The organism is Streptomyces sp. NPDC052682 (assembly GCF_040678435.1).
Classification (GTDB): domain Bacteria; phylum Actinomycetota; class Actinomycetes; order Streptomycetales; family Streptomycetaceae; genus Streptomyces.
The window spans coordinates 36,105-60,670 of sequence record NZ_JBFATS010000026.1 but is presented as its reverse complement, the minus strand read 5'-3'; the positions used below and the strand labels follow the sequence as shown (position 1 = coordinate 60,670).

General features: G+C 73.7%; 23 protein-coding genes. 11 read left to right on the top strand and 12 right to left on the bottom strand.

The genetic code is table 11. The features are described 5' to 3' along the window. The first annotated feature begins 34 nt into the window (after positions 1 to 34). Together AB0K80_RS30935 and AB0K80_RS30930 are read left to right on the top strand one after the other, a co-directional pair. Positions 35 to 1,162 carry an alpha/beta fold hydrolase gene (locus AB0K80_RS30935; RefSeq protein ID WP_365675376.1) on the top strand — a complete coding sequence of 376 codons (1,128 nt, stop codon included), beginning with the start codon at positions 35 to 37 and terminating at the stop codon, positions 1,160 to 1,162. Between the two features lie 418 nt (positions 1,163 to 1,580). After that, positions 1,581 to 2,828 (top strand): hypothetical protein, encoded by a 1,248-nt coding sequence (locus AB0K80_RS30930; protein ID WP_365675374.1) that lies wholly within the window; start codon positions 1,581 to 1,583, stop codon positions 2,826 to 2,828. A 165-nt stretch (positions 2,829 to 2,993) separates the two neighbouring features. Here the strand turns inward: AB0K80_RS30930 and AB0K80_RS30925 are convergent, their stop codons facing one another. Beyond that, entirely contained in the window at positions 2,994 to 3,407 is a 414-nt protein-coding gene (locus tag AB0K80_RS30925; RefSeq protein ID WP_365675372.1) for a VOC family protein, read from the bottom strand. A gap of 238 nt (positions 3,408 to 3,645) precedes the next feature. Here AB0K80_RS30925 and AB0K80_RS30920 point away from each other — a divergent pair, with 238 nt between their 5' ends. The 3 genes from AB0K80_RS30920 to AB0K80_RS30910 all read left to right on the top strand — a co-directional run bounded on the left by AB0K80_RS30920 (position 3,646) and on the right by AB0K80_RS30910 (position 6,761). Beyond that, entirely contained in the window at positions 3,646 to 5,244 is a 1,599-nt protein-coding gene (locus AB0K80_RS30920; RefSeq protein WP_365675370.1) for an ABC-F family ATP-binding cassette domain-containing protein, read from the top strand. A gap of 335 nt (positions 5,245 to 5,579) precedes the next feature. Next, entirely contained in the window at positions 5,580 to 5,801 is a 222-nt protein-coding gene (locus AB0K80_RS30915) for a helix-turn-helix domain-containing protein (protein WP_043499642.1), read from the top strand. A gap of 156 nt (positions 5,802 to 5,957) precedes the next feature. Further along, positions 5,958 to 6,761, top strand: a complete 804-nt coding sequence (locus AB0K80_RS30910) for an enoyl-CoA hydratase/isomerase family protein (protein WP_365675368.1) — start codon at positions 5,958 to 5,960, stop codon at positions 6,759 to 6,761. Between the two features lie 616 nt (positions 6,762 to 7,377). Here AB0K80_RS30910 and AB0K80_RS30905 read toward each other — a convergent pair. Continuing rightward, positions 7,378 to 8,100, bottom strand: coding sequence for a nucleopolyhedrovirus P10 family protein (locus AB0K80_RS30905; protein WP_365675366.1), 723 nt, complete (start codon positions 8,098 to 8,100; stop codon positions 7,378 to 7,380). 87 nt (positions 8,101 to 8,187) lie between these two features. Here AB0K80_RS30905 and AB0K80_RS30900 point away from each other — a divergent pair, with 87 nt between their 5' ends. The 5 genes from AB0K80_RS30900 to amaP are packed head-to-tail and all read left to right on the top strand — an operon-like array spanning position 8,188 to position 10,526. Further along, the gene (locus AB0K80_RS30900; protein WP_365675364.1) at positions 8,188 to 8,658 is read left to right on the top strand and encodes an Asp23/Gls24 family envelope stress response protein; all 471 of its coding nucleotides are present in this window, start codon (positions 8,188 to 8,190) and stop codon (positions 8,656 to 8,658) included. Between the two features lie 59 nt (positions 8,659 to 8,717). Then, positions 8,718 to 8,903, top strand: coding sequence for a hypothetical protein (locus AB0K80_RS30895; RefSeq protein ID WP_365675362.1), 186 nt, complete (start codon positions 8,718 to 8,720; stop codon positions 8,901 to 8,903). Next, complete coding sequence (locus AB0K80_RS30890; RefSeq protein ID WP_365675361.1) at positions 8,900 to 9,283, top strand: hypothetical protein; 384 nt, start codon at positions 8,900 to 8,902, stop codon at positions 9,281 to 9,283. The genes AB0K80_RS30895 and AB0K80_RS30890 overlap by 4 nt, the downstream gene beginning before the upstream one ends. Next, positions 9,280 to 9,942 (top strand): DUF6286 domain-containing protein, encoded by a 663-nt coding sequence (locus AB0K80_RS30885; RefSeq protein WP_365675359.1) that lies wholly within the window; start codon positions 9,280 to 9,282, stop codon positions 9,940 to 9,942. The genes AB0K80_RS30890 and AB0K80_RS30885 overlap by 4 nt, the downstream gene beginning before the upstream one ends. After that, entirely contained in the window at positions 9,939 to 10,526 is a 588-nt protein-coding gene (amaP, locus tag AB0K80_RS30880) for an alkaline shock response membrane anchor protein AmaP (RefSeq protein ID WP_365675357.1), read from the top strand. Before AB0K80_RS30885 ends, amaP begins: the two co-directional genes overlap by 4 nt. Before the next feature lie 58 nt (positions 10,527 to 10,584). On the opposite strand, the gene AB0K80_RS30875 is transcribed toward amaP, so the two are convergent. Genes AB0K80_RS30875 through AB0K80_RS30855 form a run of 5 tightly spaced genes read right to left on the bottom strand, consistent with a single transcriptional unit; the run spans position 10,585 to position 15,626 of the window. Further along, positions 10,585 to 11,340, bottom strand: a complete 756-nt coding sequence (locus tag AB0K80_RS30875; RefSeq protein WP_365675355.1) for an SDR family oxidoreductase — start codon at positions 11,338 to 11,340, stop codon at positions 10,585 to 10,587. 4 nt (positions 11,341 to 11,344) lie between these two features. Then, positions 11,345 to 13,129, bottom strand: a complete 1,785-nt coding sequence (locus AB0K80_RS30870; protein WP_365675354.1) for a glycoside hydrolase family 15 protein — start codon at positions 13,127 to 13,129, stop codon at positions 11,345 to 11,347. Between the two features lie 33 nt (positions 13,130 to 13,162). Then, positions 13,163 to 13,477, bottom strand: a complete 315-nt coding sequence (locus AB0K80_RS30865) for a hypothetical protein (RefSeq protein WP_365675352.1) — start codon at positions 13,475 to 13,477, stop codon at positions 13,163 to 13,165. After that, on the bottom strand, positions 13,474 to 14,037 hold the full coding sequence (locus AB0K80_RS30860) for a sigma-70 family RNA polymerase sigma factor (protein WP_365675394.1): 564 nt from the start codon (positions 14,035 to 14,037) through the stop codon (positions 13,474 to 13,476). The genes AB0K80_RS30865 and AB0K80_RS30860 overlap by 4 nt, the downstream gene beginning before the upstream one ends. 44 nt (positions 14,038 to 14,081) lie before the next feature. Then, positions 14,082 to 15,626 carry a sodium:solute symporter gene (locus AB0K80_RS30855; RefSeq protein WP_365675351.1) on the bottom strand — a complete coding sequence of 515 codons (1,545 nt, stop codon included), beginning with the start codon at positions 15,624 to 15,626 and terminating at the stop codon, positions 14,082 to 14,084. Between the two features lie 290 nt (positions 15,627 to 15,916). On the opposite strand from AB0K80_RS30855, the gene AB0K80_RS30850 reads away from it, so the two are divergent. Beyond that, positions 15,917 to 18,001: a carbon starvation CstA family protein gene (locus AB0K80_RS30850; protein WP_365675349.1), complete on the top strand. Its 2,085-nt coding sequence runs from the start codon at positions 15,917 to 15,919 to the stop codon at positions 17,999 to 18,001. 148 nt (positions 18,002 to 18,149) lie between these two features. On the opposite strand, the gene AB0K80_RS30845 is transcribed toward AB0K80_RS30850, so the two are convergent. The 5 genes from AB0K80_RS30845 to AB0K80_RS30825 all read right to left on the bottom strand — a co-directional run bounded on the left by AB0K80_RS30845 (position 18,150) and on the right by AB0K80_RS30825 (position 24,517). Then, positions 18,150 to 18,944 carry an SURF1 family protein gene (locus AB0K80_RS30845; protein WP_365675347.1) on the bottom strand — a complete coding sequence of 265 codons (795 nt, stop codon included), beginning with the start codon at positions 18,942 to 18,944 and terminating at the stop codon, positions 18,150 to 18,152. A 72-nt stretch (positions 18,945 to 19,016) separates the two neighbouring features. Next, positions 19,017 to 19,250 carry a hypothetical protein gene (locus tag AB0K80_RS30840; RefSeq protein WP_365675345.1) on the bottom strand — a complete coding sequence of 78 codons (234 nt, stop codon included), beginning with the start codon at positions 19,248 to 19,250 and terminating at the stop codon, positions 19,017 to 19,019. Between the two features lie 79 nt (positions 19,251 to 19,329). Continuing rightward, entirely contained in the window at positions 19,330 to 20,319 is a 990-nt protein-coding gene (locus AB0K80_RS30835; RefSeq protein ID WP_365675343.1) for a DEDDh family exonuclease, read from the bottom strand. Between the two features lie 35 nt (positions 20,320 to 20,354). After that, a complete protein-coding gene (locus AB0K80_RS30830) occupies positions 20,355 to 23,429 on the bottom strand; it encodes an NACHT domain-containing protein (protein ID WP_365675341.1) in 3,075 nt (1,024 codons plus the stop codon). A gap of 80 nt (positions 23,430 to 23,509) precedes the next feature. Further along, on the bottom strand, positions 23,510 to 24,517 hold the full coding sequence (locus AB0K80_RS30825; protein ID WP_365675339.1) for a CopD family protein: 1,008 nt from the start codon (positions 24,515 to 24,517) through the stop codon (positions 23,510 to 23,512). Positions 24,518 to 24,566 lie beyond the last annotated feature (49 nt).

Here is a 24,566-nt window from a genome sequence, read left to right as displayed (position 1 = left end):
GGCCGCTCGCCGGGTCCGCCAGGACACTGGAGCCGTGCGCACCGACAAAGCGGCGGCCGCCGCCCTCACCGCAGTGACCGTCGCCGGGGCCGCGGCGGTGGCCGCCGGACGGCTCGCCAGTGACGCCGCCCTCAAGGCGTCCCCGGACCGGCCGCTGCCCACCGAGCCCCGGCTCACCGTGCACGGCACCGCCGCGGACCGGATCTCCCTCACCCGTGACCTGGCCAGCCTGCGCCCCGGCCGCTACGGCCTCACCGGCGACGGCTCCCACGCGGTCGTCGGACCCGTGCTGACCGACGCTCCCCACGCCGCCGACACCGTCGTACGCCGCCTCGAACGCGTCACGCACGGCACCCTGGAGCCCGGCGACCGCGTCCGGCTCGCCCCGAACGTGTACGTCGGCGATCCGCGCGGCGCCCTCGGTCTGGACCACACCGACGTCGGCATCCCCGGCGAACTCGGCACGCTGCCCGCCTGGTTCGTGCCCGGCGCCCGGGACACCTGGGTGATCGCCGTGCACGGCCTGGGAGCCACCCGGGAACTCGCCCTGAACGTCCTGGACTTCCTGCACCGCCACCACTTCCCGGTGCTGGCCCCCGCCTACCGCGGCGACCCCGGCGCGCCCCGCTCCCCGGACGGCCTGGGCCACCTCGGCGAGACCGAGTGGCGCGACCTCGACGCCGCCCTCCACCACGCCGTGCGGCACGGCGCCCGGCAGGTCGTCCTGCACGGCTGGTCCACCGGCGCCACGATGGCCCTGCGCGCCGCCGCCCACTCGGAGCTGCGCGCACGGGTCCGCGGACTCGTCCTGGACTCCCCGGTCCTCAGCTGGGAGGCCACCCTGCGCGCCCTGGCCGCGGCCCGCCGCACCCCGCGGGTGCTGCTGCCGCTGGCCGTCCGCGCCGCCCAGGGCCGCACCGGCCTGTACGGCGACCGCCGCGCCCACCCCGTCGCCCTCGACGACATCCGGGTCCCCACCCTGGTCTTCCACGGCCCCGGCGACGAGGTGGCCCCCTGGGGGTTCTCCCGCCGCCTCGCCGACGCCCGCCCGGACCTGGTCACCCTCCACACCGTCGCCGAGGCACCGCACGGCGCCATGTGGAACGCCGACCCGCAGGCCTACGAAGAGGCGATGCGGCGCTTCCTCACCCCGTTGATGTGACGCCCCGGCGCCGTCCCGGTGATCCTCCGGTGGCGTCCCGGTGATCCTCCGGTGACCTCCCGGTGAACCTTCGGTGGGGACCGTGGGGGACATCACATTCCGCCGCCTGTGTCCGACGTCACCCGGTCGCGCGGATTCCGTTTAGCGCCGTACCACTGGCCTGAACCCGGCCCGTGCGCACCCGCGGGGACCGGTGCGTTGGCCATCCCCGTCGCCCGCCGTGACATTCCGTTTGGGTTTTCGGACCGTCAAGCGGAAGACTGCCCCCGTGACGTCCCGTATCCCGCGCGACTCCAGGCTTCGACTCGTCCGCCCGCGACCCCTGGCCGCCGCCCCCGCAGCCGTGAACCAGCGGCGCCCGCGCCGCCCCGCACCGCGCCCCCCGGAGGGCACCCCGGCACCGGCGGAGTTGGCCAGAATGGCGCGCTCCGGCTTGGCCGGCGCGGCCCGCGTCGCCCGCTGGGCCGATGCCGCCCTCGGCCCCGGACGTGACGGTGCCACCGCCGACGGCAAGGCCACCCTCTCCGACGCGACGGCCGAACGGGCCGCCCGGGAACTCGGGCTGACCGTCGCTCAGGTCCGGGCCGACTGGGACACCGCCCGGCTCGCCGGCCTCGTCGAGGTGCACGGCGACCGGGCCCGCCCCGGCTGGCGGCTGCGCGCCTGGGACCGGGACGACAGCGCCGTGCTGCGCGGCTGGGTCGCCCTCTTCGACGCCTGGTCGCTCGCCTACCCCGAGCCCGAGGGCCACGAGCCCGCCGCCGTCGCCGAGGTCGTCTCGGCCATGCCGCAGGTGCTCTCCTTCCTCCAGCTGTCCGCCGGCCCCGTCCCCGTGGAACAGCTCCTCGACCTGCTGCAGCAGCGCGTCACCGAGCTGCGCACCGAGCGCTGCGAGGTCGTCTACGGTCCGCAGCCCGAGCCCGCCGCACCGGGTGCCGCCGACGCCCCGCTCGCCCCGCTGCTCGACTGGGCCCTGCGCGCCCTGGCCTCCGTCGGCGCCCTCACCTACGGCGACGGGCAGGCCACGCTCACCCCGCTCGGCAGCTGGGCCGTCTGGGTGAAGCTGGAGCAGATCTGCGTCGCCGCGCAGAGCCCCGCCGGAAACATCGAGCAGTCCGCCGAGGACATGCTGCGCGGCTGCGCCCAGCTCCGCCCCAACGCCGCCCGCGCCGAGTACCGCGCCTGGCTCGCCGCCCGGCCCGTCGGCAGCGCCGTCACCGAACTGCTCGAGGCCGCCCGCGGCGAGGACGCCCTGCTGCGCGGCCTGGCCTTCGAGGCGCTGCGCGTGGTCGGCGCCCCGGCCGAGCCGGACGTGCGCGCCGTCCTCGACGAGCCGACCCTGCGGCCCTACGCCCTGCTGTGGCTGGCCGAGCACGACGGCATCGACCCCGAGGACGCCCACGAGGTCCTCACCCGCGAGGAGGCCACCTGGCTGTGGGTGGACACCGCGGCGGCCGTCGCCGACCACGGTGAGGCGCCGATGCTCGTGCGCCACTTGGAGTCCGCGGTGCAGCCGACCGTGCCCGCGCTGCTGGACGAGGTACGCGCCGTCGGGCACCCGCGCACCGTGCAGGTCCTGGTCGCCCTCGCCGCGGCCCACCCCGACCCGGCCCTGGCCAAGGCAGTGCGCCGAGCCGCCTTCCAGGTCCACACCGGCGGCAACTGAGCCCGACCGCCGCAGGGAGCCGCCGCCTGGGCTGTGGCGACCAGGGCCGTGGGTTTCCTCGGTCCGTGGGTCCCTTGGCCCGCCTGCCTCCACGGCCCCGGCTCTCCCCGGCGCCTCGGCCTCAGCGGCCCGCAGGTCTCCCGGGGGTGTCGGCCCGGCGGGGTGTCAGGCCGTGATCTCAGGAGCGTAGGTACCGAAGCTCCAGACGTTGCCCTCGAGGTCACGGGCCATGTAGTCCCGCGAGCCGTAGTCCTGGTCCGTCGGGGGCATGAGGATCTCGACGCCGTGTTCCACGGCCCGCTGGTGGTGTGCGTCGACGTCGTCCACGACCACGTACACCCCGGCGGGGCCCGCGTTCCTCATCGCCGCGTCGAAGACGCCACCGCGGCCCCTGGAGCTGATCATCACCGCGCCGTCGCCCTGCACCAGCTCGGCGTGCATCACCGAGCCGTCCTCGCCCTCGAACACCGACAGCTCCGTGAACCCGAAGGCCTCCGTGAGCTGCCGGATCGCCGCCTTGGCGTTGGTGTACAGCAACGTCGGATAGATGCTCGGACGCCCACCGTCCGTGCCTGCCATACCGATCACTCCCTCGTGACACGGTTGCCGGAAGACCCGATGGAGCGGGTCTGCTGTTCAGTCTTCCACCCGCCACCGACAACGACCCGGCGAGACGAAACGAACACCCGAACGCAGAAAAAGTGGTTGCACAGCACCGCTAGACTGGCCCCCATGGCCATTCTCCTCGCGCATTAGACGGCGGGAACGTCCTCAGCCGCCCACCCCGCCCCCGGATATCCGCCCAGGAGTCTGACCAGTGATCTCCGCCTCCGGCATCGAGCTGCGCGCCGGTGCCCGCGTCCTCATCGAAAACGCCACCTTCCGCGTCGCCAAGGGCGACCGCATCGGACTGGTGGGCCGCAACGGCGCCGGCAAGACCACTCTCACCAAGTGCCTGGCCGGTGAGGGCATCCCGGCCGCCGGCACCATCACCCGCTCCGGCGAGGTCGGCTACCTCCCGCAGGACCCCCGCACCGGCGACCTCGACGTCCTCGCCCGCGACCGCATCCTGTCCGCCCGCGGCCTCGACGTCCTGATTCGCAAGATGCGCGAGAACGAACAGCGCATCGCCACCGGCAAGGGCGCCACCCGCGAGAAGGCGATGAAGCAGTACGAGCGCCAGGAGACGGAGTTCCTCACCAAGGGCGGGTACGCCGCCGAGGCCGAGGCCGCCACCATCGCCGCCGCGCTCAACCTGCCCGACCGGGTGCTCAACCAGCCCCTGCACACCCTCTCCGGCGGTCAGCGCCGCCGTATCGAGCTGGCCCGCATCCTGTTCTCCGACGCGGACACCCTGCTGCTCGACGAGCCGACCAACCACCTCGACGCCGACTCGATCATCTGGCTGCGCGACTACCTCAAGACCTACCGCGGTGGCTTCATCGTCATCAGCCACGACGTCGACCTGGTCGAGACGGTCGTCAACAAGGTCTTCTACCTGGACGCCAACCGCGCCCGCATCGACATCTACAACATGGGCTGGAAGCTCTACCAGCAGCAGCGCGAGGCCGACGAGAAGCGCCGCAAGCGCGAGCGCGCCAACGCCGAGAAGAAGGCCGCCGCGCTCAACGCCCAGGCCGACAAGATGCGCGCCAAGGCCACCAAGACCGTCGCCGCGCAGAACATGGCCCGGCGCGCCGAGAAGCTGCTGTCCGGGCTGGAGGAGGTCCGCCAGCAGGACAAGGTCGCCAAGCTGCGCTTCCCCGAGCCCGCGCCCTGCGGCAAGACCCCGCTGATGGCCGAGGGCCTGTCGAAGTCGTACGGCTCGCTGGAGATCTTCACCGACGTCGACCTGGCCATCGACAAGGGCTCCAGGGTCGTCATCCTCGGGCTCAACGGCGCGGGCAAGACCACCCTGCTGCGCCTCCTCGCGGGCGTCGAGCAGCCCGACACCGGCAGGGTCGTCCCCGGGCACGGCCTCAAGCTCGGCTACTACGCCCAGGAGCACGAGACCCTCGACCCGGACCGTACGGTCCTGGAGAACATGCGCTCCGCCGCACCCGACATGGACCTCGTCGAGGTCCGCAAGGTGCTCGGCTCGTTCCTGTTCTCCGGCGACGACGTCGACAAGCCCGCCGGGGTCCTCTCCGGCGGCGAGAAGACCCGCCTGGCCCTCGCCACCCTGGTGGTCTCCTCCGCGAACGTCCTCCTCCTCGACGAGCCGACCAACAACCTGGACCCGGCCAGCCGCGAGGAGATCCTCGGCGCGCTGCGCACCTACAAGGGCGCGGTCGTCCTGGTCACCCACGACGAGGGCGCGGTCGAGGCGCTCCAGCCGGAGCGGATCATCCTGCTGCCGGACGGCGTCGAGGACCTGTGGGGCTCCGACTACGCGGACCTCGTCGCCCTGGCGTGACCGCGAGGATGATCCACGGCGTATGGATCATTCGGCCCAACGGTGATCCATCATCTGTGTGAGATCTCCTGGTACCGCGGTGTGTCCTACACCGATCCGGCGGCCGGGTCCCCGATTCTCCGGGGCCCGGCCGCCGCGCCTTTCTGACCTGGCCTTTCCCGGAACAACCCGTTCGGCCGTACGGTCGGCAGCCTTCGGAATTAGATCCTCCGCTTGTGGGGACTCGCTCCCGTCGTCAAAACCTTCTCGCACGGACCTTGCCGAATGGGTGGCCATGAAGGCCCGGAGGGGTGATCATGAGGAGACCAGAGCGCACTTCCCATGAGGAGGCACGGGTGGCCGAGACTCTGAAGAAGGGCAGCCGGGTGACCGGCGCCGCGCGCGACAAGCTCGCGGCAGACCTGAAGAAGAAGTACGACGCCGGTGCGAGCATCCGGGCGTTGGCCGAGGAGACCGGCCGCTCGTATGGCTTTGTGCACCGCATGCTCAGCGAGTCGGGCGTCACGCTGCGAGGGCGTGGCGGGGCGACCCGGGGCAAGAAGGCCCAGTCGGCCTGATCCCGGGTGGCCCCTCGGCTTCGATGGTGGCCACCCGGTCGGCCGACTGACCGGCCGGGTGGTTACTGTGCAGTCACTTAGCTGTGCCGTGGTACGGGACGTTCCTGCGGGCCGCCCCGCGGCATGGAAGACGACCGCACCCATCGGAGGCGCCCCATGGCTTCGCCCGCCCAGGACCTCGGTCCGGTACTCGACAAGGACGGCGTACGGCTCACCGTCGACGACGCGATCGCCACGGTGACGCTGACCAACCCGGCCAAGCGCAACGCGCAGAGCCCGGCTCTGTGGCGGGCGCTGACCGAGGCCGGCCGGCTGCTGCCGGGCTCCGTCCGGGTCGTGGTGCTGCGGGCCGAGGGCAAGTCCTTCTCGGCCGGGCTCGACCGGCAGGCGTTCACGCCCGAGGGCTTCGACGGCGAACCGTCGTTCATCGACCTCGCACGCGGCAGCGACGCCGAGCTGGACGCGACCATCGCCGGGTACCAGGAGGCGTTCACCTGGTGGCGGCGCAGCGACCTCGTGTCGATCGCCGCTGTCCAGGGACACGCCATCGGGGCGGGATTCCAGCTCGCGCTCGCCTGTGACCTGCGCGTCGTCGCCGACGACCTGCAGTTCGCCATGCGCGAGACCAGCCTCGGGCTGGTGCCCGACCTGACCGGCACCCACCCCCTCGTGAGCCTGGTCGGGTACGCCCGTGCGCTGGAGATCTGCGTGACCGGGCGGTTCGTCACGGCCGAGGAGGCCGTCAGCACGGGCCTCGCGAACATCGCCGTGCCCCTGGACCAGCTCGAGAGCACCGTCGCCGACCTCACCTCGGCGATCCTCGCCGCACCCCGGGACGCCGTCATCGAGACCAAGGCCCTGCTGCGCGGCGCCCAGGACCGCACCTACGAGGACCAGCGAGCGGCCGAACGCGCCGCCCAGGCCCGCAGACTGCGCGACCTGGCGGGCCTCGGCGAGTGAGAGACACCCGGCCGGGCGACCGCATCCACGGGTGAACCGACCCGCCCCCGGCGGCCCGCCCGGGCGTCACCCGCCCCGCGCCGGGGCCGACCACGTCCGGCGAGAAAACCGACCGAACCCGTCCGCACCCGCCGGACACCCAGCCATCACCCGGCCGGGCCAAAAGGCGGGCCCTCACTCGTCTGCACCCGTCGAGGGCCGGTTCATGGTCCGGCCGGGTCAGGAGGGAAGACGCCTCGTCCGACTCGTGTCCGTGCGATGGCGGGCGTCACCCGTCTGCAGCCCGGTTATCGTCCGACCGGGTCGGGTGGGAAGGCCTCGTCGTCCGACCCGCGGCCGCGCAAAGGCGGGCCCTCACTCGTCTGCACCCGCCGGGGGCCGGTTCATGGTCCGGCCGGGGTAGGCGGGTAAGCCCGCCGTCCGACCCGTGGTCGTGCGACGGCGGGCCATCACCCGACTGCACCCGCCGCAAACCCCCGGCCCTCACCCGTCCGGCTCCGCCGGAGCGCCCCGCCACTCCGCCACCCCAACGGCCGCACCCGGCGGAGGAGACAGCCGCGTTCGGTCTCCGGTCGGTCGGCCACCGGCCGTCACGTCACCGGTGCCTGACCCGCCGTCAGGCGACCGTGCTGATCAGGATGGCTGCTGTCGGGTGGTCGGGCAGTGACTCCGTTGCCGCCGCCCGGGCCTCCCGGGCCACGTCAAGGGCCCGGTGGTCCGCGCCTACCGCGAGTTCCACCAGGACGTGACGGTGCGGCAGGGCGGCGGCCTGCGGCCCCTGCGCGCGGTCGTCGATCCGGACGGGGCGGCCCAGCGTGCCCGTCAGGTGCAGGACGCCGGGGACCGTCAGCACGGCAGTCGCCACACGGCCCTCCTCGGCCTCACCGGCCAGAGCGGCCCGCACCGGCTCCTGCAAGGCCGCCGGGGCCTGTTCCGGCTCGGCGTCCAGCAGGCCCGTCACCCGCAGGTCCACCTCCGCGACCGTCAGGCCGAGCCGCTCCGCTGCGGCGGTCGCCAGCGCCCGGCGCAGCAGGGCCGCCGCCGTCGGCAGCGGCTGTGCCGCCGTCGCGGCGAACTCCGCCGTCACCCGCAGCGGGCCGGGCGGCAACGCGCTCGGCGGCGCAGGCACGGCCGGTTCCTGCACGTCCTCCGGGTCGGCGAGCGCGATCCGGAGCGTGTCGAGGCGTACCCCCGGCACGTCCCGCGCCGCGCTCCGCAACACCGCCCCGGCCGCCCGCTCCGCGATCCACGCGCCGTCGCGCGGGCCGCCCAGCGGCAGCAGCCTGCCCAGTCCGAGGCGCTGCCGTACCGTCTGCGTCCACCGGTCAGCCGTCGTCATTCCTCCAGCCTGCCGCATCCCTGGCGCGCCGCCACGCAACCGTGCTTACGGTGGACACAGGACGACGACCGAAAAGGACGTACGGCGATGACTGAGACGACGGAGCAGAACCGGGGCCCGGAGGTCGAGACCTCACGCAGGAGCCAGCCGGCCAGGCGCGGCGGCGGAGACCCGGGCAGCCGGGGCCGGACGACCATCGCGGACGGCGTGGTGGAGAAGATCGCCGGCCTCGCCGCACGCGACGTGGAAGGCGTGCACGCCATGGGCAGCGGGCTGTCACGGACCTTCGGCGCCGTGCGCGACCGGGTGCCGGGCGGGGCCAAGTCGGTGACCCGGGGCGTGAAGGCCGAGGTCGGCGAGGTGCAGGCCGCGCTCGACCTGGAGATCGTGGTCGAGTACGGCGCGCCGATCGCCGACGTCGCCCGTGACGTACGGGAGAACGTGATCGCCGCCGTCGAGCGGATGACCGGCCTGGAAGTGGTCGAGGTCAACATCGCGGTGAGCGACGTGAAGCTGCCGGACGAGGAGGAAGAGGAGCCCGAGCGCCGGATCCAGTAGGTGTCCGGTACCCATGACGCGGCGGCCGGAGGCTGCCGAGGAGCTGAGGAGAGCGCACCATGAGCATGGCCGTGGCCGGCATGATCGCCGGCATGGCGCTGGGCTTCGCCGGGTACTTCGGCGGATTCGGAGCCTTCCTGCTGGTGGCGGCGCTGGGCGCCGTCGGCCTCGTCGTCGGCCGGTTCGCTGAGGGGGACATGGACCTCGCCGACTTCTTCCGTTCCCGTGACGAACGGCGGCGGTGACACCCGTGAGCACCGTGGCCGGTGAGCTCCGCAGACCCCTCGCCGCCGTCCCGCCGGGCGAGCGCGGCGCCACCCGGATCGCCGACCGGGTGATCGCCAAGATCGCCTCGCAGGCGGCCCGCGAGGCGGTCGGCGCACTGCCGCCGGACGCCGCGCCCCCGCACGCCACCGTCGTCGTCCACCACCACGCGGCCCGTGTCCACGTCCACCTCGAACTGGACTACCCCACCGACGTCGGCGGCCGCTGCGGGCAGGTGCGCCGCCGAGTCGCCGAACGGGTGGGCGCGTTGACGGGAATGGACGTACCGGAGGTCGCCGTCCAGGTCGAACGGCTGCACCTGGCGGCGGCGCACCGCGCGGCCCGGGGGAGGACGCGATGAGCGAACGTCAGGGCAGGGAAGCGGCGCAGGAGACCACCCAGCGCCTGCCCGTCCTGGAGAAGGCCGAGCCGCCGGCCCCACCGTCCGGGGGACCGGCTGCGGACCAGGAGGCCGGCCGCGCCCACCGCTTCTGGTCGGCGCGCCGCGTCCCCGCCGGCCTGGTCGCCCTGCTCCTCCTCGCCGCCGCCGGTCTCTTCCTGTACGACGTCGCCGCCGTGCGCGCCGACCGGCCCGGCATGCGCTGGCGCCGCACACTGGCCCGGCAACTGGCCGAACGCCCCCTCGACGACATCTGGGTGCTGATCGGCGCGGGCGTCGCCACCGCGCTCGGACTCTGGCTGCTCCTGCTCGCCCTCACCCCCGGCCTGCGCCGGCTCCTCCCCATGCGCCGCACCCACCCCGACGTACGCGCCGCACTGCACCGCGACGCGGCGGCCATGGCGCTGCGGGACCGGGCCGTGGAGGTGTCCGGTGTGCAGGCGGTGCGGGTGCGGGTGCGCCGCCGCAAGGCCGACGTCCGCGCCCTGTCGCACTTCCGCGAACTGGACGACGTACGGGCCGACCTGGACACCGTGCTCGCCGAGGCGGTGCGCGGACTGGGCCTGGCCCGCCCGCCCGCGCTGTCGGTGCACGTCCGCAGGCCCGGAAGGAAGGGGTGAGCCCGGTGCTCAGGGTCGTCAACCGCGTCCTGCTGGCCCTCGTGGGCCTTGTCCTGCTCGTGCTGGGCGGCTCGGTCCTGGCCGTCGGGCTCGGCGCGCCGGCCCCCTCCTGGTGGATCCACCACGACCGCCACGACGTTCTGCTCGACGACGCCGAACGCACCCGCTGGCGGGACGCCGGCTGGTGGTGGCCGGTGGTCATCGCCGCCCTGGCCGTCCTCGTCCTGCTCGCCCTGTGGTGGCTGATCGCGGTGCTGCGCCGGCACCGCCTCAGCGAGATCCTGGTCGACACCGGCGACGGCGAGGGCGCCACGCTGCGGGGCGGCGCCCTGGAGGACGCCCTCGCCGACGAGGCGGGGGAGGTGGACGGCGTCGACCGTGCCCGCGCCCACCTGACCGGCCGCCGCACCGCGCCCGAGGCGCACGTACGACTGTCGCTGGAGCCGGACGTGGACCCGGGCACGGCCCTGCACGACGTGACGAGCGGCGCGCTGAGCCACGCGCGGGACGCGGCGGGCCTCAGCTCACTCCCGGCGGAGGTCCGGCTGCGGGGCGTCCGGCACCGCCCGGAGAGGGTGAGCTGAACCGCCCTCAGCACTCACCGCTGAACGGCCCTCAGCACCCACCGGCCTTCACAGCCGGTCAGAACCCGTGCCGGGCTCCGCCGTCCACCGGAACCATCACCCCGGTCACATAGGAAGCCGCCGGAGAGAGCAGGAACGCGGCCACCCGCCCGAACTCCTCGGGCGTCCCGTACCGCCGCAGCGGGACACGGGACTCCGCGGCGGCCCGTGTCGCGGCGGGGTCGGCGGACAGCGCGTCCAGCTCCCGCACCCGGTCCGTGTCGATCCGCCCGGGCAGCAACCCGACCACCCGGATCCCCCGCGGACCCAGCTCGTCCGACAGGGACTTGGCGAACCCGGCCAGACCCGGCCGCAGCCCGTTGGAGATCGTCAGCCCCGGGATCGGCTCGTGCACCGACCCCGACAGCACGAACCCGATGACGCCGCCTGCCTCCAACTCGGCCGAGGCGGCACGGGCGAGCCGTACCGCGCCGAGGAACACCGACTCGAACGCCGCCCGCCACTGCTCGTCGGAGTTGTCGGCGACGAACCCCGGCGGCGGCCCGCCGACGCTGACCAGCACCCCGTCCAAGCGGCCGAAGCGTTCCCGCGCGGTGGCGACCAGCCGCGCCGGCGCCTGGGGGTCCGCGTTGTCGACCGCCACCCCGACCGCGTCCGGCCCCAGTTCGGCCGCGGCGGCGGTGACCCGTTCCTCGTCGCGCCCGGTGACGACCACCTTCGCGCCGTCGGCGACGAGTGCGCGCGCCGCGGCGTTGCCCAGTCCGCGGGTCGCCCCGGTGACCACGTACACCCGGTCCTTCAGTCCAAGATCCATGGCCCTATCCTGCCCCGTCCGCCCCGAACAGGGCGAGGGCGGTGTTCACCAGGCCGATGTGGCTGAACGCCTGGGGGAAGTTGCCGAGCTGGCGCCCGGCCACCGGGTCGTACTCCTCGGCCAGCAGCCCCACGTCGTTGGCGAGCCCGGCCAGCCGTTCGAACAGCTCGCGGGCCTCTCGCGTACGGCCCGTCATGTGCAGGGCGTCGGCGAGCCAGAACGAGCAGACGAGGAAGGTGCCCTCGCTGCCCGGCAGGCCGTCGACGGCCTCCTCGTCGGTGCTGTAGCGGCGCACGAGACCACCGAGGTCCAGTTCCTTGCGCACCGCGTCGATGGTGCCGAGCACCCGCGGGTCGTCCGGGGGCAGGAAACCGACCCGCGGGATGAGCAGCAGCGCGGCGTCGAGCTCGCGGGAGCCGTACGCCTGGGTGAAGGTGTTGCGCTCGGGGTCGTAGCCCTTCTCGCACACCTCGCGGTGCACCTCGTCGCGCAACGCGCGCCAGCCCGCCAGGTCGCCGTCCAGTGCGGGGTGGGCCTCCATGGTGCGCACGGCCCGGTCGGCGGCGACCCACACCATCACCTTGGAGTGCACGAACTGCCGCCGTCCGCCGCGCACCTCCCACAGGCCCTCGTCGGGCTGCCGCCAGGCCGTCTTGAGGAAGTCCATCAGGGCGCACTGCACGGCCCACACGTCCGGCTGCGCCGACAGGCCCGCACGGCGCGCCAGCGACAGGGAGTCCATGACCTCGCCGTACACGTCCAGCTGGAGCTGGTTCACGGCGTCGTTGCCGATGCGCACGGGCGTCGAGTCGTCGAAGCCGCCCAGCCACGGCAGCTCGAACTCGGGCAGCCGCCGCTCGCCCGCCAGGCCGTACATGATCTGCAGGTCCGCCGGGTCGCCGGCGACCGCGCGCAGCAGCCAGTTCCGCCAGGACTCGGCCTCCTCCACATAGCCGGCCGACAGCAGCGCGCCCAGGGTCATGGTGGAGTCGCGCAGCCAGCAGTAGCGGTAGTCCCAGTTGCGCACGCCGCCCGGTTCCTCGGGCAGCGAGGTGGTGGGGGCGGCCACGATGCCGCCGGTGGGGGAGTAGGTGAGCGCCTTGAGGGTGATCAGGGAGCGGACGACGGCGTCCCGGTACGGGCCGTCGTAGCGGCAGCGGGACACCCACGTCCGCCAGTCCTCGACGCTGTGGCGCAGCGACTCGAACGGGTCGACCAGCGGCGGGCGCGGCTCGTGGGAGGGATGCCAGGTCAGGACGAACGCGACCTTCTCCCCCTCCCGCACGGTGAACTCCGCGTGGGTGCCGAAGTCCTCGCCCCAGCTGCGCACCTCCGGCTCGCTGCGCAGCCACGCCGAGTCCGGTCCGGCCACGGCCACCCGGTGCCCGTCGGCCCGGCGCACCCACGGCACGACCGAGCCGTAGTCGAAGCGGAGCCTGAGCGCGCTGTGCACGGTCACCTCGCCGCGCAGCCCCTCCACGACGCGCACCACGTCGGGGGCGCGGTCGCGCTGGGGCATCAGGTCGGTGACGCGGACCGCTCCGCCGGGGGTCTCCCAGTAGGTGTCCAGCACGAGGGTGTCGCGGCGGTAGGCGCGCCAGGTGCAGCGGTCCGCGCCCGTGGGGGCGATGCGCCAGTGGCCGTTGTCCTCGTCGCCGAGCAGCTTGGCGAAGCACGCGGCCGAGTCGAAGCGGGGCAGGCACAGCCAGTCGATGGAGCCGTCCGTGCCCACCAAAGCCGCGGTCTGTTCGTCTCCGATGAGTGCGTAGTCCTCGATACGGGGGTGCACGAGGTGCGGGTTCCCTGCTGACCCGGGAAACAATCAGGGGCCCGGCCGGACAGGTGACGTGTCCGCGGCGGATGCGGCCCCCGGGCCCGAGAAGATCACGCCCGGGTCCGACGGGGTCTGGTTGAGCACCCACAGGCCGATGAGGGTGGCCAGGGCGAAGACCACGGCGACCAGCACGGCGAGCACCAGCCTGCGCCGGCGCTCCCGGCGCAGCCACGCGCCGCGTGCCGTGCGGTAGGCGTCGGGCGCGGGGGAGACCCCGCCGGCCAGCGCCGCCAGGGCCGCGCGCAGTTCCCGTTCGGTGCGGGTGTGGTCGTGGTCCGTACGGTCCGCGCTGGTGTCGTTCATCGCCGGGCCTCCATCACCTGGGTCAGGGCGGCGATGCCGCGTGCCGTGTGCGTCTTGACCGAGCCGCAGGAGATCCCCATCGCCGCCGCGATCTCGCTCTCCTTCAGTCCCAGCCAGTGCCGCAGCACCAGCGCCTCGCGCTGCCGGGCGGGCAGCTGCTGCAGGGCGTCGATCAGCACCCGCTGGTCGTCGCGGAGCAGCGCGGCGTTCTCGGCGGAGGCGACCGTCTCGTCCGGCGGCGCCGGCGGGTTCTCCTCGTGGCGGCGGGCCACCTGCAGGTGCCGTATCCGCATCCGGGTCAGGTTGCAGACGGTGGAGCGCAGGTACGCCTCCGCCGCGGCCACGTCCTTCAGCCGCCGCCACCGGCGGTAGATCTGGTAGTACGCCTCCGCCACCACGTTCTCCGGGTCGTCCGCGCCGAGCAGCACGGCCAGCCGCAGCATCGAGGAGTAGTGCAGCTCGAACAGACGGGCGACACCGGCCTCTCGTTCCAGGTCGGCCGGGACGGCGGGGGGTGCGGGGGCGTACGCCTGCGCCGGAGCGGCGGCCTGCGCGGGCACCGGCGGCACGGTGGCGGACGTGTGCGGTCTGGGTCTCACAGGCTTCACGAGGTGGCTCCCGTCTGCGGGCGTCGCCTGAGGGCCAGGCGGTTCGGCAGGTCGGTGGTGTCGGCGCCGCGCGGGACGCCGAGGCATTCGAGGACGGCGGTGCCGGCCACCGCGACCAGCAGGTTCAGCAGCAGGGCCACGAGCCCGGCGTAGATCTCCAGCGGCCCGGAGCCGGTGCCGAGCGGCACGACGGGGGAGAACCCCTCGCGCACCACCAGGTACGTCCCGGCCGTCATGCCCACGGCCCACCCGGCGAGCAGCGCCCGCGGGTGCAGCCGCCCGGTGAACAGCCCGAGCGCCACCGCCGGGAAGACCTGCAGGATCCAGACCCCGCCGAGCAGCTGGAGGTTGACGGCGTCCTGGTCGCGCAGCCCGAACACGAACGCCACGGCCCCCGCCTTCGCGGTCAGCGACACCGCCTTGGCGATGCGCACCTGCCGCTTGGGCGTGGCCGTGGGGTGCACGTACTCGACGTACACGTTGCGTACGAAGCTCGTGGCCGCGGCGATGGACATCACGGCCGCCGGGACGAGGGCGCCGACCGTGATCGCGGCGAACACCAGCCCGGCCAGCGGCGCCGGCATCAGCCGGTCGACCAGCATCGGCACGGCGGCCTCCGCGCCGCCCTCGGGGGCCCGGACGCCCGCGGCGAGCGCGGCGATGCCGAGGAACCCGAACAGTGCCAGCAGCGCGGTCCAGGCGGGCAGTGCCACGGACACCTTGCGCAGGGTGCGCGGCCCGTCGGCGGAGAACCCTGCGGTCAGCACGTGCGGGTACATCAGCAGCGCGAGCGCGGAGCCCAGGGCGAGCGTGGCGTACGCCGGCTGCTGCTCGGGCCTCAGCAGCAGCGCCGGGCCGCCCAGCCGCCGCGCCGCGCCGCCGAAGACCGGGCCCGGGCCGCCGAACCGTGCCAGCACCAGCCAGGTCACGGCGGTCAGCGACCCGAACACGGCCACCGCCTTCAGCGCGGAGATCACCGCGGGCGCCCGCAGCCCGTGCCGGTAGGTGGCCACCGCGAGCCCCGCGAACAGCGCCACCATCACCAGGTCCCCGGCCGCGCCCCGCGGGTAGACGCCGCCGGCCGTGAGCACCGCCCGTATCCCCAGCAGCTGGAGCGCCAGGTACGGCATCGTCGCGAGTATCCCGGTCAGCGCGACCACCAGCGCCAGTGGCGGCGACCCGTAGCGGCCGCGCACGAAGTCGGCGGCGGTGACGTACCCGTGCCGGCGGGCCACCGCCCACAGACGGCCGAGCAGCACGAAGGCGAGCGGCGCGACGACGACGGTGTACGGCACCGCGAAGAAGGCGGGCGCGCCGTTGCCGTACGCCAGTCCCGGCACGGCCGTGAAGGTGTACGCGGTGAAGATCGTGCCGCCGAGCAGCAGCCAGCTCCAGCCAGGACCGAGGCCGCGGTCGGCCAGCGCCCACCCCTCCAGGGACGGCAGCCGGTCGGTGGGCCGCAGCCGCCGCGCGGTGACGGCGAGCAGCGACGCCCCGCCGATCACGGCGAGGAACGTCGCGGTCATCGCGCCGTCAGCCATGGGTCACCGTCCTTGGTGTGCCTGTGCCCTCGGGAGAGAGTTGCGCGGGTGGCCCGTCCGGAGGACAGGGAACCGGCGGGAAATCCCGCGGACATCCGCTGTCAACCACCTGCGGCGGGTGGGCAACTCTTGCACAGACCGACAGCGAGCGGGAGAGGGGCGCAGGTCACCGGCCGCGCCCGGCCATGTCTTTGCCTCCGCGCTGTCATCCACCACCGCCCCGGTGAGGAGCCGCCATGCCTGTGTCAGCCCTGCCCGAAACCGATCGTCCGACGCCCGGAACATCACGCATGCCCGCCCGGTCGATCCTGCTGTGGACCGCCGTCTCCCTGCTCGGCGCCCTCGCCTGGGGCGTGCTCGCGCTGGCCCGCGGGGAGCGGATATCGGCGGTCTGGCTGGTCGTCGCCGCACTCGGTTCGTACGCCATCGCCTACCGCTTCTACTCCCGCTTCCTCGCCCGCCGGGTGCTGCGGCCCGACGACCGCCGGGCCACCCCGGCCGAGCGCCTCGAGGACGGGGTCGACTTCCATCCCACCGACCGCCGGGTGCTGCTCGGCCACCACTTCGCCGCGATCGCCGGTGCCGGGCCGCTGGTCGGGCCGGTGCTCGCGGCCCAGATGGGCTATCTGCCCGGCACCCTGTGGATCGTGGCCGGGGTGATCTTCGCGGGCGCGGTGCAGGACATGGTGGTGCTGTTCCTGTCGATGCGGCGGGACGGCCGCTCGCTCGGGCAGCTGGCCCGGGACGAGATCGGCCGGGTGGGCGGCGCGGCCGCCCTGGTCGCCGTGTTCGCCATCATGATCATCCTGCTGGCGGTGCTGGCCCTGGTGGTCGTCAACGCCCTCGCGCACTCCCCGTGGGGCACCTTTTCCGTGGCCATGACCATCCCGATCGCCGTGTTCATGGGCTTCTGGCTGCACGTGATCCGCCCCGGCCGGGTCGTGGAGACCAGCCTGATCGGCGTGACGCTGCTGCTTCTGGCCATCGCGGGCGGCAGCTGGATCCAGGACTCCTCCCTCGCCGGCGCCTTCACCCTGAGCCCGGCCACGCTCGTGCTCTGCCTGGTCGGCTACGGCTTCGTCGCCTCGGTCCTGCCGGTGTGGATGCTGCTCGCGCCGCGCGACTACCTGTCCACCTTCATGAAGATCGGCACCATCGCCCTGCTCGCGGTCGGGGTGCTGGTCGCCACCCCGGTGCTGCGCGCCGACGCGATCAGCGACTTCGCCTCCTCCGGCGCCGGACCGGTCTTCGCCGGGTCGCTGTTCCCGTTCCTCTTCATCACCATCGCCTGCGGCGCGCTGTCCGGCTTCCACGCCCTGGTCGCCTCCGGCACCACGCCCAAGCTCATCCAGAAGGAGTCGCAGGTCCGGATGATCGGCTACGGCGCCATGCTGATGGAGTCGTTCGTCGCGATCATGGCCCTCATCGCCGCGGCGACCCTGGAGCCGGGCCTGTACTACGCCATGAACGCCCCGGCGGGCCTGCTCGGCACCACCGCCGAGTCGGCCTCCCACGCGGTGGCGAACCTCGGCTTCACCATCACCCCCGAGCAGCTGACCCAGGCCGCACGAGCCGTCGAGGAACAGACCCTGATCGCCCGCACCGGCGGCGCGCCCACCCTGGCCGTCGGCATGTCGGAGATCTTCTCCGGGATCCTCGGCGGCACCGCGATGAAGGCCTTCTGGTACCACTTCGCGATCATGTTCGAGGCGCTGTTCATCCTGACGACGGTGGACGCGGGCACCCGGGTGGGCCGCTTCATGCTCCAGGACATGCTCGGCAACGTGTTCAAGCCGCTGGGCCGCGTCACCTGGAAGCCCGGCATCTGGCTGTGCAGCGCCCTGGTCGTCGGGGCCTGGGGCTACTTCCTCTATGTCGGCGCCACCGACCCGCTCGGCGGGATCAACCAGCTCTTCCCGCTCTTCGGCATCGCCAACCAGCTGCTCGCCGCCATCGCCCTCGCCGTCTGCACCACGGTTTTGATCAAGTCGGGCCGGCTGCGCTGGGCCTGGGTCACCGGTGTCCCGCTGGCCTGGGTGGTCGCGGTCACCTTCACCGCCGGCTGGCAGAAGATCTTCTCCGCCGACCCGAAGGTCGGCTTCTTCGCCCAGCGCGCGCGGTACGCCGACGCCCTCCAGGCAGGCCAGGTCCTGCCGCCCGCCAGGACCGTGGACGACATGCACACCGTCGTCACCAACTCCACCGTCGACGGCGTCCTCATCGCCCTGTTCCTGCTGCTGGTCGCCGTGGTCGTCGGCAACGCGGCGGTGGTGTGCGTACGGGCCGTACGGTCACCCGTGCCGCTCCCGACGTCCGAGGCGCCGTACGTGGAGTCCCGCATCGAGGCCGAGCCGCTGGTGGGGGCCCGGCCGTGAGGGTGGTGCGTGGGGTGCCGGCGGTGCGGTGGGTGCGGGCGGTGCGCTGGTACGTCCGGGAGCTGACGGACGTACTGCACCGGACCCACCGGGAGGACTGCCGGCAGGGGCGCTGCTGCTGACCCGGCCGCGCACAGGCCCGGCGGTGCTACACCGCCGCCGGTTCCGCCTCCGCCGGCTTGCCCCGGCTCGCCGCCCGCGCCCGCTCCCGGGCCTCCCGGCGGGCCAGGACCGCCCAGCCGACCGGGACGGCCGCGGAGAACAGCCACCACTGGATGGCGTACGCGAAGTTCAGCGCGGCGTCCTCCTTGCCGGGGTCGCCGAGCAGCTCGGGGCTGCCGCCCTTCGGTTCGGGCGCCGTCTGGGCGATGTAGCCGCCGAGCACCTCGGCGCCCAGGCGGCGGGCCTCCTGCGCGCTGTTGATCAGCATGATCTGCCGGTCCGGCAGCCCCTTGAGGTCCTTGATGCCGCTGGAGGCGGTCGTCTCGTCGGGCATCAGCCGGCCCTCGACGGTGAGCTCGCCGCGGGGCGGCGCGGGCACCTTGGGGAAGGTGGTCTGGCTCGGGGCGTCCGCGGGGATCCAGCCCCGGTTGACCAGCAGGACCTTGCCGTCGTCGAGGACGAACGGGGTCAGGACGTGGTAGCCGACCTCGTCGTCGGAGTTGGTGCGGCGGCGCACGACGACCTCGTCGCCGGTGTCGAAGTGCCCCTTCGCGGTCACGGTGCGGTACCGCTCGTGCGTGGTGACGGTGTGCCCCGGCGAGGTCAGCGACTCCACGGGCACCGGCTCGGCGGCCAGCGCGTCGGAGACCAGCTGGTTGCGGGCGGTGCGCTCCTCATAGCGGTGCATCTGCCAGATGCCCAGCCTGATCATCGTGGGGATGAGCAGGAGGGCGATCAGCGTGAGGATCACCCACTGGCGGGACAACAGGAAGCGGTACACCCCACGACCGTACAACTCGGCCGTGGGGTGCATTCGGGCGGGTATGGCTCATGCCGCGGCTCACACCCCGGCTCAGACCTTGTCGACGATTCCCACCCTGCCCTCCGCGCGGGCGCAGTGCGCGCCGCAGTACCAGTGGCCGTCGGCCTCCACGCCCTGCCCGATGATCTGCACCCGGCAGTGCTCGCAGATCGGGGCCATGCGGTGGATCGCACAGGCGAAGCAGTCGAAGACGTGCACCGCGCCCTGGGCATGCACCTCGAAGGTCATTCCGTACTGATTTCCGCATACCTCACATGTCGCCATGCGCCACAGGGTGAGCCGTCGTGGCCGCGCGGGCGAGCGGGGGCCGGGCGAGTCGTCCGTCAATCACCCGTCCGTACGGTCACCCCTCCGTGGCCGGTTCCACGTCCCCGAGCAGCTGCCCGAACGCCGCCTCGTCCACGATCGGCGTACCGTACTGCCGGGCCTTGACCACCTTGGAGGTGCCCGAGTCCGGGTCGTTGGTGACCAGCAGGCTGGTCAGCCGGGACAGGCTGGTGGCGACGTGCAGCCCGGCCTCGGTGGCGCGGTCCTCCAGCAGCTCCCGCTCGACCGAGGTGTCACCGGAGAAGGCGACCCGCATGCCCTGCTTGAGGCGTTGGCCCGGCTCGTACCGCCCCGGGTTGGGATACGGGCACGCCGGCCTCTTGCGGGACGGGCGCCAACTGCTCGGCCGGTGACCGCCGTACCCGGCCTGCTGCCCGATCCGGGCCGCCGGGCGGTCGTTCCACTCCGTCAGCGGCCGGCACTCGTGCAGCGGCAGCCGGACACCGCCCGCCGCCGCGGCCCGCAGGCTCGGCCGGAACGCCTCGGCGAGCACGCGCGCGTCGTCCAGCGCGTGGTGCGCCCGCCGCTGGACGACCCCGAAGTGGGCCGCGAGCGTCTCCAGTTTGTGGTTCGGCAGCGGCAGGCCCAGCTGCTTGGACAGCGCGATGGTGCACAGCCGCTGCCGCACGGGCGCCTCGCGCTCGGCGCGCGCGTACTCCCGGGCGATCATCTGCCAGTCGAAGACGGCGTTGTGCGCGACCAGCACCCGCCCGTCGAGCCGGGCCGCGAACTCGTCCGCCACGTCCCGGAACAGGGGGGCGTCCTGGAGCATCTCGCTCGTCAGACCGTGTATCCACACCGGCCCCGGGTCCCGCTCAGGATTGACCATCGTGTACCAGTGGTCCTCGACCTCACCGCGCGCGTCCAGCCGGTAGACGGCCGCGGAGATGATGCGGTCGTCCCGGGCCAGCCCCGTGGTCTCCACGTCGACGACCGCGTATCCCTGCGGATACGCGGCCGGCCACGAGGCGGGGGTGGACACTGCGGTCGTGAGGTCTTCGAGCATGGTCCATGAGGATACGGGCCGGGACTGACACGGCCTCATTCGACCGTCAGGCGGTCGGGGGCGAGGAACTCCAGACCGACGACGTCCCGGCAGCCGTAGAGGTCGATGGTGAGGCGGTCCTTCGCGGCCAGGGGTCTCAAGTCCAGGCCGTCGCACCGCGAGAAGCCGACGCGTCGCAGATCGGGCAGCTCGGTGAGCGCCGCGGTGTTCTCCACCCGGCCGGCGGCCCCCACGTACAGCTCGGTCAGCCCCTGGTGGGGCAGGAGGGCGCGGAGGTCGACGTGGCCGACGTCCAGCACCTGAAGGGTGCGCAGCGGGCAGAACACCCCCGCGGCGAGGAAGTCACACCACTGCTGGTCCTCGTTGACGGTGAGCCAGCGCAGCGACGTCAGGGCCTCCACCCCGCGCAGGTTCATCGTGGCGGCACCGCCGAAGAATCCGATGCCGGTCAGCCGGGGACCGAAGGCGAGTTCACCCACGGCGGTCTCCACGGGCGCGAAGTCAAGGGTGAGGTGCCGCAGATCCGGCAGATCGTCCAGGGGGGCGAGGGAGAGCCGCTGCGTCAGCCGGTACGTGTGCAGCCGTTGCAGAGGCAGGCCCGCGAGCGAGCCGAGGTCCGTCACGTTCCGGCACCGGTTGACGGTCAGGGTGCGCAGGTTCGGCAGACGACGCAGGGCCGACAGGTCCTCGAGCGAGTCGTTGTGGACGAGGCTGAGGAAGGTGAGGGCGGTGTGCGCCAGGACGGTCTCGGGAAGGCCGTGGTCGCCCTCCAGCTGGAGGTCCGTCAGATGCGGCAGCCGCGGCAGCAGGGCGAGCTGTGCGGCGTTGCTCATGATCAGCAGCTGGTCGGGTTCGACCGTGTCCCGCAGAACCGCTTCGAAGTACTCCTCCGTGTCGAACGAGGACCACACCGTGCCCAGTGCCCACCGCACCCGCGCCCGCCGGTCCGTACGGAACCGGGAGACGGCGGCCAGCGCCCTGTGCCCACCGACGAACCCGGCCGTGCGGACCACCGCCTCGGCCTCACGCACCGTCAGCTCTTGGGGCCCCGGCAGCAGCTCCAGCACCAGTTCGCCCGCCTTGGCCAGCGATTCGGCTTCCTCCAGGCTGCGCGGCGGGATCAGCTCCGCCGTGCGCTCCTCCACCTCCCGCCGCACGTCCGGATCCAGCTCGGGCGCGTGCTCCAGACTCGCCGCGGCCAGCAGCACCAGCCGTGCCCGGTAGCGCCGCACCCGGTCCGCCCGGCGCAGCAACTGCCGCAGCAGCCGTCCCCGTTCCGCCACACGCGCGTGCCCCACAGCCATGCGGACCACGTCGTCCCACTGGTCCTCGTGGGCGTTGCGCACCAGCATCCCGAAGTCGCGGGCCTCGACGGCCGCCTTGGCGCCCAGGTAGTCCTGGAAGGTGCGGTGGACGAAGGCGACATAGCCCGGGACGGGCTCGCGCAGCAGTCCGCTCCGGATCAGGAGGTGACTGAAGACTCGCTCGGCGTCCCCCTGGTCCCGCACCTGCGGCATCGCCGCCAGCCACTCGTCCAGCATGGCGACGACGTCCTGCCGGTCCGCCTCGGCCTGGCCGTTGCGGATCATCCAGTACGCGAGCCGCTGCAACAGAGCCGTCTGCTCCTCGCGGGACAGCACGACCCCTTCCACGCAGGAGATCTCCCGCTCGGTGTCCCGCCGCACCAGCAGCATGTCCAGTGCCGCGTCGTACAGCTCCTTGCGGGCCCGGGGGAGCTGCATGCGCCGGTCCCGGTTCAGGGCGCACAGCAGCGCGCACATCAGCGGGTTGGTCGCGAGCCGCCCCAGGTCCCGGCGCCAGGTCACCGCCTCGCTCAGGCCCGCCTCGTACCGGTCCAGCGCCTCCCGCTCCTGCCCCGCCGGACACTCCTGCCGGGCCGCGTCGTGCCAGTGCCGGATGAACGTCCGCACGTCGTCCCGTTCCATCGGCAGCAGGGCGTACGCGGTGAAACCCTGGTCCGTCAGCCAGTTCTCGGACACGGCCGAGGGGCGGGTCGTCACCACGTAACGGGCTCGTGGGAAGGCCGTGAGCAGGGATCTCAGCCACTTCTCCGTGCGGCCGCGCAGCCGCGGCGGCACCTCGTCGACCCCGTCCACCAGCACCAGGGCCCGCCCGTCGTCCAGGAGTCCCTCGACCCACCCCTGAGGCGGGCTCAGCGGTATCCCGCAGGCGGGCAGGAAGTCCTCCGGCATCGGCAGCCCGGCGGGCGTGTTGAAGGACCGCAGGCGCAGGACGAACGGCACGCAGCGGTTCCAGTCCGCCAGCTCCGGCCCGAAGCTCCGGCGTGCCGCGTTCAGCGCCAGCCACTGCACGAGCGTGGACTTGCCCGACCCCGCCGGACCGCGCAGGACGAGCCGGTCGTGGTGCGCCAGCGCCTGTTCCACCTTCAGGGAGGCCTCGGCCGCGCCCGGCAGACCGAGGCCCTCCCGCAGCGCGGAGTCGGGATCCGGCCCGCTCACCGTGAGGCTCAGGTAGGCGGTCTCCAGCTGCCACACGGCCCGGTTGCGCCCGCCGAGGGTCACCCCGAACAGCTCCAGGCGGCCGTGGGTACCGGCGAGGAACTCCGCGTACCGCTGTTCGAATCCGAGGTCCCTCGATGCCTCGACCGCCCGCTCGCGCAACAGCGTCCCGGTCCGCCGCGTCTGCTCCACCGCGGCCCGCGCCGCGAACGACGGCTGGGCGGTGAGCTGGTCGACGAGGTGCGCGCAGCACAGCTCCAGCAGGTCCGCGTACAGCGCGCCGGCCCGCTCGGCCAGGTCGGGGACAGGGCGTCGCAGCTGCGCCGCCAGGGCGGCCGGATCCAGGTCCGCCGCGAACAGCCGTTGCGCGTCCAGTGGGCCGGCTGCCGCGAACGTGTCCTGGACCGCCGCCACCGCCGCGAGCCGCTCGTTCTCCGGCACCGCCGCGTACGCGGACGCGATACGCCCCGACAGGACCCGGGCGAGTCTGTCCGGCCCGGCCGGCTTCGGCAGCGGCCGTAACGGCCCGGTCACCAGGCCCGCGCCCGGTCTCGGCGCGAGAACCGACTTCGCCAGCGTGGCGGCGACCGTCGACGCCAGTCGTGCGAGTACGAGTTCGAGTCCCTGCATCCCCCAGCCTCCCCGGTCCGCCCACGGCATCGTAGGGCGCCGGGCAGGCGGCCGGCCGCACCGTCCTCTAACCGCCCGGCTCACCACCGGATCGGCACCGGCACCGCCGTCAGCACCCCCGACACCGCCACCACCACGCCCAGGGCGACGACCTCCGCGCGGGCGGGAGAGCAGGCCGTCAGGGGGTCGGCCGCCCGGCGCAGCCGGATCCGTGCCCACAGGGCGAGGGCCGCCACGGCGGTCATCAGGAACAGCTTGGCCAGCAGGACGCGTCCGTACGCCGTCGTCGTCAGCTGCTCCAGGACCGTCTGAGGCGGCATGCGGCGCAGCGAGCTGCACACCCCGGTGGCGGTGACGGCGGCGAGCAGAGCCGTCGCCACGCGCGCGTAGCGGCCCAGCAGCGCCACGCCCGGCTCGGTGCCGCCCCACAGCCGCAGGGTGCGCAGCGCGTGCGGCAGGCCGCCCGCCCACAGTGCCGCGCAGCTCAGGTGCACCAGTGTCAGGGCCGAGCCGAGCAGCGGGCTTTGTTCGGTCGGGGGGTGCGCCCGCAGGGCCTCCGCGACGACCACCGCGGCCAGCGGCCACACCTGCCTGCCCGGCCGGCGTGAGACGGCGCACAGGCCCGCCGCCAGGAACGCGTTGACCTCCAGCAGCGCCAGCGTGCCGTCCCGGGACGCGTACAGCCCGCCGAGGTCGATCCGCTCCGGGTCCCGCGGCACCAGGTTGCCGGTGGCCACGACGCAGGCGAGGCCCAGCGCCGCGAGGAAACCGGCCCCGGCCGCGTACCCGGACCACGTGCGCGGCAGCCGCGCGGGAGCGCCGGGCACGGTCCGGGCCAGCCGGCCGACGAACAGTTCGCCGACCGGCACGCACAGGGCCGCGAAGAGCACCGTCCGCAGCAGGGCGACGCCGCCCACGCCGGGCGCCGCGGCCTCCCCGGTGCCGTGCAGGGCGGGGGACGGGCCGAGCAGCGGTATCAGCGCGCCCGACGCCACCAGCAGGACAACGGCCACCGCCCGGACGGCCGCCGAGCGGCGCCGCGGCCCGGGCTCGCCGGCCGCCCCAGGGTTGGATCTCGTCAGGGTCACCCCAGGATCTTCACCAGGCGACCCGGAGCCGGGCAGTCAAGGAAAAGAA